The following is a 13,369-nucleotide window of genomic DNA, read 5'->3' as shown; positions in this document are numbered from 1 at the left end:
AGGGAAACTATGTTCATTAAGAAATCCATATCGGCCATCGTAATGGCGTCCCTTCTCTTCTCAAGTAGTCTGATCGATACTGTGAAGGCGAGCACGCCATATGAAGCTTATAACTATAATTACTGGGAAGAAGCAGTAGCCTCACCTGCCGCCTATATACCCGATAAAGTAATTACAGGGTTAGATTTGGGGATAGGATCATTGCTTGAACCGAACGATTTTGCACTCGGTAGTGATGGGCGCAAGTATATCTCGGATACAGGCAACAAGCGAATTATTGTGGTGAGTCAAGATTGGAAAGTCGAACAAATCATTGAAGGCTATATGTCATCAGCAGGAGTAATGACAAACTTTGAGAATCCTACGGGTTTGTTCGTAGATCATGATAATTTACTTTATGTAGCCGATTCTGTTCTTGGTCAAGTCATTGCGTTTGATGAGCAATATAAAGTAACGCTAGTCATTGACAATCCGCAATCAGATATTATTGCAGCAGGATTCAAATTCGTGCCACTAAAAATCGCTGTAGACGAAGCAAAACGTATCTATGTCGTAGCGAGTGGTGTGTTCGAGGGAATTATGCAGTTTGACACCGATGGATCATTTTTAGGATATATCGGGACGAATGAAGTAAAGCGTGATTACTACGAGATTATGTGGCGGATGTTTTCAACGAAGGAGCAACTTAGTAAGTCAGTGCTTTTTATTCCAACAGAATTTTCAAACTTGGATTTGGATCAAAAGGGATTTTTGTATGCCACTAATATTGATATAAGCACACAAACGCCAATTAAACGTCTGAATCCATCAGGAGTAGATGTACTAAAGAGATATGGATACTTTGACGTGAAGGGGGATATATTCTTCCGTGGCTCCATAGGTCCATCGCGATTCGTGGATATCAAATATTTGAATGATGGCTTATATAGTGGATTAGATAGCAACCAAGGGAAAATATTCACTTATGATGCGGAAGGGAATTTACTCTACATCTTCGGTGCAATTGGGAATCAGGAAGGGACATTCAAAACACCGGTAGCACTAGAATTCGATGGGGCACGTCACTATGTGCTGGATCGTGCCAAAGCGAATATTTCGATATTCAAACCTACGAAATTTGGCAAACTGGTAAATGAAGCTTCACGATTACATTATAACGGCTTTAGCAAAGAGGCGGTGCCTATTTGGGAAGAAGTACTTACCCTAAATAGTAATTACGATGTTGCTTATATCGGGATTGGGCGCTCACTAGTTATGGCAAAACAAAATGAAGAAGCAATCTTCTATTTCAAACAAGGAATGGAGCGTGAACAATATTCCGTAGCCTTTAAGCGTTTCCGTCGTGAAGAGATGAAAGAACATTTCAGTGCGGTAATGACAATTATTGTAATCGGTGCAATTGCAACGATAGGCTTACTCATGTGGCGCAAGTTACGCAGGAAAAACATGAAGTTCAGAAACAGTCATACCGTAGGGAGGGATCAAGCGTTATGAAACAGGATTTCATAAACTTCCCACTACAAGTTATCTTCAAGCCTTTCGATAGCTTCTGGGATTTGAAGTATGACAATAAAGGTAAGCTGATCGTTGTCTATCTTCTAGTCATTCTAACCATTATGGCAATTATTTTACAGAAAAAATATGCAGGATTCCTCGTGAATTATTCTGATCCGAGATATCTTAATAGTGTGACGGACATTGTTACAGTCGTTTTTCCATTTTTATTATGGTGTATCGCCAACTGGTCCATTACAACGTTAATGGGTGGTGAAGGGAAATTTATCGAGATTGTAAAGGCGACAGGGTACTCGCTAACCCCAATTGTCCTTATATACTTACCAATGACCTTTATAAGTCGGTTTATGGCAGAAGAGGAGATTGCTTTCTACTATTTACTTATTTCGATTGCGTCATTGTGGTTTGTATGGCTACTCTTTATTGGAATTATGACCGTGCATCAATATACCGTGCTAAAGACGATTGTCACAATTGGATTAACAATTGTAGTCATGGGGATAATCGTCTTTCTAGGTGCTCTTGTGCTAAGTATGATTCAACAAATTTATGAGTTTATCTATAACATTTATCGAGAAATCCTGTTCCGTACATAAAAGAGGAGACGACCATGAAAAATAAAAAAGTATTACCTATGGTGCTAGGTGCTCTCTTCGTCACAGGATTGATCATCGGCACATTATTCTTCCTAAATAAAGGAGCTCCTGTGATAGATCTGACGGCTTTTTCTCAGGACGAGTCACGACAATCAGGGCAAGAATTAGGCACAATAACAGCTCAAAGCTCTGCACAGGTTGAAGGCATGAAGCTTATTGCGGATAATGGTGAATTAGCATTATTCTACAATACGGAATCTACTGAAATCGCAGTTGTGAATCTTGCTTCTGGGGAGACCTGGTATAGCAATCCACAAAATATTGAAGAGGATAGTATAGCTTCTGCTTATGAAAAGACATTGCTAGCTTCACAGCTTATCGTGCAATTTCGTGATCTGGTCGGTAACTTGTTCACGTTTACTAATTTTGAACAGAGTATTGAAATTGGACAATTTACGGCAGAGGCGATAACAGATGGGCTTCGTGTGACTTATACATTGGGAGATATTTCTAAAGGAATTGATGCACTTCCTAAATATATAAGCAAAGAAAGATTCGAAACAAAAATCGTTGCTAATTTACCAGAAGTTACAGCGAATTACGTAAAGTCCCGTTATATGGAGATGAAGGACAATCCTAAAGTAATGGAGCGTTTGGATGCTCAGGTAGGGAAGCAACTAGTTCTGAATAAAATGGTCAAAGCCTTTACAGAAGCAGGGTATACCGAGGAAGATTTGGCTATTGATGAAGCAGAACATGGGGCAGTAGAAGGGAATGGGACGAAAAAACCAACCTTCACCGTAGCCATTGAGTATACACTTGCAGGGGATCAACTCGTAGCTACGATTCCTGTCGCTTCTGTGCAAGAAGCAACAGGCTATCTTATTCGAAGTATTGATGTGCTACCATTCTTCGGTGCTGCTGGTAAAGAAGATGAGGGGTATATTTTAACCCCAGATGGTTCAGGTAGTTTGATATATTTGAACAACGGTAAAGTGAAAGAAGAACAATATGTACAACGTGTATATGGTAATGATCCGAATAATACGCGTTGGTTACGCGGTATGGTAAGTGAAAGTGCAAGAATGCCCATATTCGGTATGAAAGTAAATAACAAGGCATGGTTAGCGGAGATGACTGCTGGTGAAGGGATTGGCAGTATTACCAGTTCAATCAGTGGGATGAAAAATGCTTATAATAATGCTTATGCCTCTTTCAGTTTACGCGGTGAAGATTGGCTTGAAATGTACACGGGCAGCAACTACCAAGAAATTCAAATTTTGAATGAAGAACGCTATAACGGTGAGCTTGAGGTTCGCTATAGCTTCTTAAGTGGAGATGCTGCGAATTATAGTGGTATGGCAGGACGCTATCGAGAACATTTGGTTGAGGCAGGGACATTACAACAACTTGAGAAACAGTCAAACGTACCATTCTATCTGGACATATTGGGATCCTATGACAAGCGTGAAACTGTGCTTGGTGTTCCATATTCTGATATTCAGTCCTTAACAACCTTTGAAGAAGCTGGTCAAATTGCTGAGCATTTGAATCAACAGGGTGTTCAAAGAGTGAATATGCGCTATATGGGTTGGTTTAATAAAGGGATGCGACATAGCACACCGACAAGCATCAGGTTGGATTCTAAGTTAGGGAATAAAAAAGAAATGGAGCAGCTAGCTACTCAGTTGCAAACAAGTGGTGGAAACCTGTTCCCAGACGTTGCCTTCCAGTACATTTACGATAACGACATTAACTTTACACCATCTTCTGATGCAGCTCGTTTTGTAACGAGAGAGGTTGTAAAGCTGCATCCGATCAATCTCGCGCTTAATCGGATGAGTCCGGATCTAGGAAGCTATTATTTGTTGTCAGCTTCAAAGCTTCCTTATTTCGTAGATGAGTTTCTTGATAGCTATAAACGCTATCAGCTTACAGGTATATCATTACGAGATCTTGGAGATGTAGTTGGCGGCGATTATCGCGTATCTCGTGTTGTACATCGTGAAACGGCAAAGCAAATTACTCAGAGTTCTTTACAGAAAATAGCTGATGAGAAGGAAACGTTAATTACTGGTGGTCATGCTTATGCTTGGGCATACGCAGATCATATTGTGGATGCACCAGCTTCATCTAGTCAATTCAACATTGCGGATGAGACGGTTCCCTTCTATCAAATGGTTCTTCATGGATATATTCCATATGCTAGTAAAGCCATTAACTTGGCTGATGAACAAGATGTACAGGAACAGCTATTAGTTGCGATCGAGCAAGGGGCATATCCGCATTTCGTATGGAGTTATGACGATTCCTCTGAATTGAAATTTACAAATTATGATCAGTATTTCTCTACACAATATGAAATTTGGTTAGAAGAGGCCGTAGCGATGTATAAGGAAGTTAATCAAGTATTAGCAGAAGTTAGCAATGCTACGATTATTGAACGCATTGTTCATGAGCCAGGTGTAGTTGAAGTTCATTATGATAATGGGATACGCATCTTTGTCAATTATTCGGATCAAGAGGTTGCAGTGAATGGTGTACAGGTTGCATCGAGAAATTACAGTGTAGGTGGTGGGCGCTCATGAAGCTAAAAGGAATATCTCTATATCGTAAGCGCTCCATGCTAGGCTTTTTCTTCATAGGACCATGGCTGATTGGATTTCTATTCTTATATCTAACGCCACTCATTCAATCGGTAAAATTCAGTTTTACGAAGTTAGAAATTCAACCAGAAGGTTATTCCTTACTATCAGTTGGTTGGGAAAACTTTCGAAATGCAGTGTTTGTAGACGCGAATTTCAATCGTATTCTTACGAGTTCAGTCTGGGAAATGATATTATCGGTACCGATGATTCTATTTTTCAGTTTGTTCTCAGCAACGTTACTGAATCAAAAGTTTCGTGGTCGTACCTTAACTCGTGCAATCTTTTTCTTGCCTGTTATATTGGCCTCCAATGCAATTGAAGCAGCGGAAAAAAGTGGATTAATTAATCTAATCGGTAGTGCGAGCTATCTAGAAGAAATGCAAGGTGCGACTTCTTCGTATAACGTAACCTCTATCGTGTATACTTTGCTCGATATCGGTATTCCGTTAACTTTTGCAGATTATATTGTCACGGCTATTCTATCGATCTATTCGATTATTACAAGCTCTGGCGTGCAAATCTTAATCTTCCTAGCTGCACTACAGTCGGTACCAAATACGATGTACGAGGTTGCGAAAATGGAAGGTGCCACAGCATATGAATCGTTCTGGAAGATCACTTTTCCCATGATTAGCCCGTTAATTTTGACAAATATTATCTATACAGTAATCGATTCATTCAGTGGAAGTCCGATTACGACACTTATATACTCCACAGCGTTTACGTCACAAAACTTCGGCCTGAGCGCAGCGATGTCTTGGATATACACTATAGTTGTAGCCGGATTCCTAGCTATAATCGGTGTAGTCCTAGCCAAGCGAATTCACTACAACTGATATTTCAATGACGCAATGAAAGGAGCGTGATCGTAATGGGCAAAGAAATCGCAGAGGCACGTTATTATCGTAAAAAACGCGAACAACAGAAACTATTTGATCTATTGTATGTCATCTTTCGAAGCTTACTCATTATAGGGATATCCTTCATCATCATTTATCCCATTATCCAAAAAATAGCAGTAGCTTTTAAAGATAAAGCGGATATTTATAATCCAACAATTTACATGATCCCGGTAAACTTCACCTGGGAAAATCTCACGATGGCGATGAGTATTTTGGATTACTTCCCGATGCTTGGGAAAACACTAGTATTTGTTGTCGTAACGACACTATTTACGGCCGCAAGCTGTGCATTAGCCGGATATGGATTTGCTAGATTTAATTTTCCAGGTAATAGGATCTTGTTTGGTGTAGTTATTATTACGATACTGGTGCCAACGACAACCTTAATGCTTCCGTATTACTTGCACTTTAAAAATTTTGATTTTCTTGGAATTATCGGTTTATTTAATGGGAAATCAGGGGTGAATCTGATTAACACCTATTGGCCATCAATTATTACCTCGGCAACAGCGATAGGTTTGAAGGCTGGTTTATTCATCTATATTTTCCGACAGTTTTTCAAGGGTTTACCTAAGGAAATCGAGGAAGCGGCCTTCATCGATGGAGCAGGTGGCATTCAAACCTTCTTCCGGATTATGCTACCTAATGCTATTCCACCAATGATCACAGTTGTGTTGTTCTGCTTCGTCTGGCAGTATAATGATACATTCTATACGACTTTATTTATGAGCGGAATGGAATTAATGTCTCTGAAAGTAGCGACATTACCGTCACAGGCTGATCAATTCATTCCAGTGCTTATGGGCTACTCGCATAGTTCTGGATTCAAGGCTGATCCGAATCATGTAGCTATGGTTGTGGATACAGGGATATTACTAGCTATCTTACCTTTACTAGCCTTATATCTAGTCGTTCAACGTTACTTTGTTGAAAGTATTGAAAGAAGCGGTATTGTAGGTTAATCAAGCTTCACATGAAATTATTTAGAAATTAACAGTCCGTAATCCCATGATTTGTGGGCGGTTACGGGCTGTTATTCATTTAAGAACTTCTTAATAGCACACTTTAACTATACTTGTATTGCAGTCGTTAATCTTCTAATTATCTGCTACAATAAAGTAAGAAATAGATACTAGGAGATTTTTATGACAAAAGCGATATTTTTTGATGTAGACGACACACTTTATGATCATCTAATTCCTTTCCAAAAAGCAGTAAAGCCTTATGTTAGCCATATCGAGTCATTTCCATATGAAGAAGCCTATCATCGTATGAGATATTACAGCGACAAAATTTCAGCAGAGCTTGGTGGAGCGGGGCAGATGGAGCAAGGATCAGCTACAGAAGCGATGAAAAGGGATAGATTTCAATTTGCGTTAAATGATTTTGATATTGCGATTGATGCGATTCAAGCACAGCGAATTCAGCAAACTTATTTCGAATGTCAATTTGATATTGAGCTATTCCCAGATGCATGTGAGTTAATTATAGAGTTACAACAGTCCGGATTTATTGTAGGAGTGTTAACGAATGGGGCAGAAGCACATCAATGGCGTAAGATCAAAGCATTAAAAATTGATCAACTAATTCCAATAGAGCGAATTTTTGTGTCAGGAAGCTATGGATGGGACAAGCCAGATACAAAAATTTTCCATTATATTAATGAACAGACAGGAACATTACCAGAGCAATGCACGTATGTAGGGGATTCTTGGCGCAATGATGTCATTGGTGCAACAAGTGCAGGGTGGAATATGATATGGTTCAACCATCGAAAAGTAGAGCGTGAAAGTAATATTACTTTACATGGTGAAGTAGATAGCTTTGAAAAGTTAAGATACTCTATCCTTTGAGTTCATATTATGTAATAGTCAGATCTCCAAAATACATATAAATTACAACAGCGAGAGTGATATTAATGAACAATACTCAAGAGAGTTTAATGAGCCATTTCAATCAGCTACTAACTCTAGCGGATGCAGTTATCGTTACAGATGTTAACCATAGAATTTGTCTTGTCAATGACGCTTATGAGCAGATAACAGGTTATAAGGAACAAGATATTATTGGGAAAAAAGCTGGCATATTGAAAACTAAACTTACTCCTGCTGATACTTACTTACAGATGAAATCATCTCTGAACATGCACCAACCATGGTCTGGGGTTTTCACAAACAGGAAAATATGCGGAGAGCTATGGCATTCATCTATTACAATTACTCCGTATTTAATTGACGATGAAGTTTATTTTGTCGGTGTTTTTCGTGTATTAGAGGATCTCGAACGTGGGTATTATCTAGATGAGAATAGAGTTCGTCAATTACAAGGTTCTCTATTGAAAGTGTTAGCGATATCTTGTGAGATTCGTGATCCAGGGATTGAGAATCATCTTATACGTGTTCAAGATTTAACTGAACTACTCGTTGTACGACATAATGAAAGAATGAATCTTCAGATGAGCCATCACTACACTTCGCAAATGGTTAACGCAAGTATTATGCATGATATCGGCAAATCGGCAATACCTGAAGGTATTCTTTATAAGCCTGGTTCACTTGCTCCGTATGAACGAACCATTATCGAAATGCATACGCAAATCGGCGTTGATATTTTGACAAAGATTTATGGTGAACTAGATGATGAATTATTTGAAAATGAATTTTCAGTAGCTAAAAACGTCATACTGCATCATCACGAGAAGTGGAATGGTGAAGGTTATCCTTTCAAGTTGAAAGGTGAAGATATTCCGTTTGAAGCGAGAATTGTAAGTGTTGTTGATGTGTATGACGCATTAACAACAAAACGACCATACAAAGAAAAGTGGACGCAAAAAGCTGCTATCGAATTAATCATTGAGCAAAGTGGGAAACATTTTGATCCCGAAATTGTAGCATCGTTTATATCACTTTATGAAGATGGCTCGCTAGATGCGGATGAATAGCAGTATAATGAAAATCGCTCAAGGTCAATGTCCTTGAGCGATTTTTTGTAGATCGTAATTATTATTCCTCTTCTGCTTCTGCCGATATAAAGTCATGCGAAGGTGAGAGCAACTCTAAGACCTGCTCAGGATCCCATACCGTTTCCTTATCCTCATCAGCTTCTAATATATCATCAATAAGCTGTTGCTTCCTTTGTTGCAATTGCAGCATTTTATCTTCCAATGTACCTTCGGCAACTAATTTAATAATATTGACGACATTACGTTGTCCAATCCGATGGACACGATCCGCTGCTTGTTGTTCGACAGCTGGATTCCACCAGAGATCATACAAGACTACAGTATCTGCTCCGGTTAAGTTAAGTCCAGTTCCTCCAGCTTTCAACGATAAGAGGAACATATCTCGTTGACCATTGTTGAAACGATCACAGTTTTGCACTCGTTCAAGTGGAGGTGTCTGACCGTCAATATAGAAATACTGATAGCCACGTAAAGCGAGTTGCTGAGAAATGATGCGCAGCATAGAAGTGAACTGAGAGAAGATGAGTAATCGTTTTCCTTCTCTAAAGCTATCCTCTACAAGCTCTAGTAATTGATTTAATTTGGCTGATCCACCATCATAATTATCCATAAAGAGTGATGGGTGGCAACAGATTTGACGCAATCTTGTAATTCCAGCAAGTAACTTGATTCTTGTTTTGCCACGTTGCTTAGGATCAAGATGTTTCAGTGTATCCTCTTGTAACTTAGCAAGAAAAGCGAGATATATCTTTTTCTGCTCTGGTAGCAATGGAGCAACTAGTGTCGTTTCTATCTTATCTGGAAGTTCTTCAATAACATCACTTTTCTTTCTTCGTAATAGAAAAGGTGAGATTCGAGCAAGTAAAACCTCTCTTGGCCACTCCATAAAATGATGTTTCTCTGTAAATGTGTTCGGGTTAACTAGATTCATAATGGACCATAATTCGTCTAAGCGATTTTCAATAGGTGTTCCTGTTAAAGCAAATCGATAGGTTGCATCAATTGCTTTAACAGCTTTGGCCGTTTGTGTATAATCATTTTTGAAGGCTTGGGCTTCATCACAAATAAGCGTATGATATCTCATGCCCATAAATATAGTAATATGTTGTCGTAATGCTTGATACGATACAATCCAAACGTCGGCTTGTTGTTGGTCTTGAGATGCGATAATGCCAGCTTTAATATCCGACGCTTCAATGACACAAGTTCGAACGGTTGGAGCAAAACGTTGAAATTCTGCTTGCCAGTTATAGAGCAATGAAGCAGGAGTTACAATTAGTACTTTGTGCTGCCCTTGACGGATATCATCCAATACTGAAGTAATAAATGCAATAACTTGAATCGTCTTACCTAGCCCCATTTCATCTGCTAGTAATCCACCTAGATTATAATCCGCAAGCATCCTCATCCATTGATAACCATCGACTTGATAATCACGTAAAGTAGCGGTTAGTTCTTCTGGTAAAGGTACCTCATATAGCTCTGGATGTTGGATATGATCGATGAATTTCTTTAATGATCGAGATAATTTAATTGGACTATCCATTGGTAAACTTTGAATATAGCCAATACTCCTTCTAATCGGAATTTGATCATCAAAGAGAGTAGGGTGTTCTAGCCCAAGCTCATTCATCACTTTGATTAGTTGTTCGTATTTCTCATGTTCAAGCGATAATAAAGTACCTTGTGAAAGTCGATAGAAGCGACGTTTCATCTGCAACGATTGAATGACATGTCGAAGTTCTTCGTTACTAATGCCTGTCATTGAGAAAGAATACTGTAACCAATTGCTTTTTTCATCCCAGCTAAGTGTTAGCTCAGGATATACATCTTCAGAAACATATCTTATGCGAACAGCGCTCGTGGCTAGCACAGTCGTGCAAGATTTGAGTTTGGGTAAAGCATCGTGAAAGAAGCTATATTCATCTTCATCACCTTCAATTATCCAGCCGCCCTCTGTTTGTAAGCTAGGTATTTGATCAATGATATCGAGAATATATTTTTCCTTCTCGCGTTCTCTAAGCATTATATAATCTGATTGTACTTGATCAGCTTCAGGTAATAGTGGATTAATAATGAGACCACCATAGTGAAACTCTAGTCCAATGAGCAGACGATCACGAACTCGATCAAGAAATAGTTGAGCTGAAAGTGGCTGTTGCATCACTTTGGATGAAATGTCATCTGAAATAACGACATGCGCAATACGATGAAGCTTCGGCAGGGCAACATCTAATAGAGAAGATAGCATATGGGGGTCAATAAGTATTTCATAATTGTCATCTTCCATAAGTAGTTGTTGAATGCCTTGAAGTTGCTTAGCGTGTTCAAAACTTAATTTAAACCATTGACCATACATTATAGCGAGTTCATAAGATGGCATCACTACTAAGTGATGAATAGTATTACAACGTAACCAGTATTGTTCATTCTCTTCGGAAATGGTTAAAGGAAGTGGAAGTTTACCTTCTGCTACCTCGATCGCATTATATCTTTGGAGTTGTTCATCCAGTGGACCTGAAAGTAAATAGTATTCAACACTGACGTGTTCATATGATAGCAGAATTGGTGCAATTCGATGATACCAAGCTGCAGGTAATGGAATGTTCTTTGTGCGAGTCGAAGTTCGATCTAACTCCAATATTTGTAGTAGAGCAATCGTTATTTGTTTCATAGATTGTGATACATAATGTTGATCAGGATCATAATAGCTAGTTTTGGAAATAGGAAAATATTCCCGGTTAACAATAGCTTCGAGAAATGCTTTCGGTTGTGCGACTTGATATCGCTTCTTAATTCCAGCAAGTATTTCGATGTACATCATATATTGATCGTGCTGCTCCATAATGACACAGCGTAGATGAACTGGAAACAGTGTAAGTCGCTGTGGGGCTCTAGTATGATCGGATGATTGAAACAATTGGAGCATTTGCTCCGCTTTTGAATGGTTTTCATTACGCATGAACAATTTCCCTCACGAATCGATTATTTATATAGGTAGTATACCATTATTAAGAAGTTTTGCTTAACGTGAAATAACTTGATACTATTAGAGGATAGGGCGCTACGAGAACTTATCGCAGTTCGCTACGAGAACTAATAACTGTTCCAATCAGAGACCGCTCCAAGAACTAATCTCTGATCGCCGTTGGCCTCGGATTTATTGTAATTGTTTAGTGGTATAAATCCGAGGACAAAAACGACCGCTATCGCTTTTCCACTAGTAATTAGTTCTCTCCGCTATTCAAGTAGCAAATGATTCTCTTCGCTTATTCAATGGGATAAGTTCTATCCGCCATTACAATGGTGATAAGTTCTCTCTGTTATTGCATAGGGGGAAATGATTACAAAATAAATACGATACTATAATGATCAGACAAAAAAAGGAGTTACTCTTATGATTAATAAATTATCAATTTTAGATGTTTCACCAATTATACAAGGTGGTACTGTAGGTGATGCTTTAAAGCGTACGGTTGATTTGGCACAACATGCGGAGCAATGGGGCTATACACGTTATTGGCTTGCGGAACATCATAACTCACCGAGCATTGCTAGTTCAGCTACAGCCGTTGTTATTGGACATGTTGCTTCACAAACACAATCCATACGTGTAGGGTCAGGTGGTGTGATGTTGCCTAATCATGCGCCATTAGCCATTGCAGAACAATTCGGTACACTAGAAGCATTATTTCCAGGACGTATTGATCTTGGACTTGGGAGAGCACCTGGTACTGATCCATTAACTGCGAAGGCATTGCGTGGTGAGCGGGGGACACATGGACAAAATTTCCCTGATCAACTTGATGAATTGAGAAAATATATAGACCCAACATACGGTACTTCTCGTCCATCGATTCGAGCAATTCCTGGAGAAGGAAGTAATGTTCCGATTTGGTTGTTAGGCTCCAGTGATTTTAGTGCAGCGCTGGCAGCAGAGCAAGGACTTCCGTTTGCTTTTGCCGGACATTTCTCACCAACATATATCGTACCAGCGTTGAACCTTTACAAAACACAATTTCAACCATCCACCACTTATCTAAAGCCACATAGTATGGTTGCGGTAAATGTTATTGCAGCAGAGACGGATGAAGAAGCACAGTACTTAGCAACTTCGATGTATCAGTTGTTCCTTAGTTTTGTTCGTAGTAGGTCTGCGCCGCTTGCCCCTCCAGTTAGTGATATGGCTCAAATCTGGACGCAGCAAGAGAAATTTATGGTAGAACAGCAAGTTGGTTCATCCATTATCGGAAGTAAAGAAACCGTACAAAAAAAGCTAGAACAATTAATTGCTGCTACAGAAGTAGACGAAGTGATGGTAACTGCATATATTTATGACCATGCGGCTAGACTCCGTTCATTTGAAATCGTAGCCTCATTAATGGGGTAGTTCAAAAAATGGGCTTTGATAACGATGATTGACTTCGTAGTATATTCGACATCGAATATGAAGCGAACTTGGAAAGTACGGTTCGCGTGTACCAATAACGTACACTTGCGCTTCCGCCTTTCTCAAGTAACGCTTCATCTTCTCGATTCTGAAAGTCCATTTTTTGAACTTTCATTGTAATGGGGTAGTTCAAAAAATGGGCTTTGATAACGATGATTGACTTCGTAGTATATTCGACATCGAATATGAAGCGAACTTGGAAAGTATAGCGTAATCTTCCGATGTATGTTTCTTGCATAAACATTGTAGGTTCGCGTGTACGTAGTTATCTATCGTTAGTAGAAAGCTTTTGAAGA

At 39.2% G+C, this 13,369-nt stretch carries 9 protein-coding genes; 8 read left to right on the top strand and 1 reads right to left on the bottom strand.

The annotated features are described in order from the left end of the window. The first annotated feature begins 9 nt into the window (after positions 1-9). The 7 genes from NAG76_01445 to NAG76_01415 all read left to right on the top strand — a co-directional run bounded on the left by NAG76_01445 (position 10) and on the right by NAG76_01415 (position 8,602). A complete protein-coding gene (locus NAG76_01445) occupies positions 10-1,494 on the top strand; it encodes a gluconolactonase (GenBank protein ID URN94951.1) in 1,485 nt (494 codons plus the stop codon). Next, on the top strand, positions 1,491-2,111 hold the full coding sequence (locus tag NAG76_01440; protein ID URN94950.1) for a YIP1 family protein: 621 nt from the start codon (positions 1,491-1,493) through the stop codon (positions 2,109-2,111). Before NAG76_01445 ends, NAG76_01440 begins: the two co-directional genes overlap by 4 nt. Before the next feature lie 14 nt (positions 2,112-2,125). Further along, a complete protein-coding gene (locus tag NAG76_01435) occupies positions 2,126-4,699 on the top strand; it encodes a DUF5696 domain-containing protein (GenBank protein ID URN94949.1) in 2,574 nt (857 codons plus the stop codon). Further along, the gene (locus NAG76_01430) at positions 4,696-5,595 is read left to right on the top strand and encodes a sugar ABC transporter permease (protein ID URN94948.1); all 900 of its coding nucleotides are present in this window, start codon (positions 4,696-4,698) and stop codon (positions 5,593-5,595) included. Before NAG76_01435 ends, NAG76_01430 begins: the two co-directional genes overlap by 4 nt. A 35-nt stretch (positions 5,596-5,630) precedes the next feature. Next, positions 5,631-6,623 (top strand): carbohydrate ABC transporter permease, encoded by a 993-nt coding sequence (locus NAG76_01425; GenBank protein ID URN94947.1) that lies wholly within the window; start codon positions 5,631-5,633, stop codon positions 6,621-6,623. Positions 6,624-6,806: 183 nt separating this feature from the next. Further along, entirely contained in the window at positions 6,807-7,514 is a 708-nt protein-coding gene (locus tag NAG76_01420) for an HAD family hydrolase (protein ID URN94946.1), read from the top strand. Between the two features lie 65 nt (positions 7,515-7,579). Beyond that, on the top strand, positions 7,580-8,602 hold the full coding sequence (locus tag NAG76_01415; GenBank protein ID URN94945.1) for an HD domain-containing protein: 1,023 nt from the start codon (positions 7,580-7,582) through the stop codon (positions 8,600-8,602). Between the two features lie 61 nt (positions 8,603-8,663). Here NAG76_01415 and NAG76_01410 read toward each other — a convergent pair whose 3' ends face one another. Further along, entirely contained in the window at positions 8,664-11,585 is a 2,922-nt protein-coding gene (locus NAG76_01410) for a DEAD/DEAH box helicase (GenBank protein URN94944.1), read from the bottom strand. 435 nt (positions 11,586-12,020) lie between these two features. Between NAG76_01410 and NAG76_01405 the strand changes: the two genes are divergently transcribed. Continuing rightward, positions 12,021-13,013: an LLM class flavin-dependent oxidoreductase gene (locus NAG76_01405; protein ID URN94943.1), complete on the top strand. Its 993-nt coding sequence runs from the start codon at positions 12,021-12,023 to the stop codon at positions 13,011-13,013. The last annotated feature ends 356 nt before the right edge of the window (positions 13,014-13,369 follow it).

This window comes from Candidatus Pristimantibacillus lignocellulolyticus, assembly GCA_023639215.1.
Lineage (GTDB): Bacteria > Bacillota > Bacilli > Paenibacillales > Paenibacillaceae > Pristimantibacillus > Pristimantibacillus lignocellulolyticus.
This window is presented reverse-complemented; position numbering and strand designations above follow the sequence as displayed.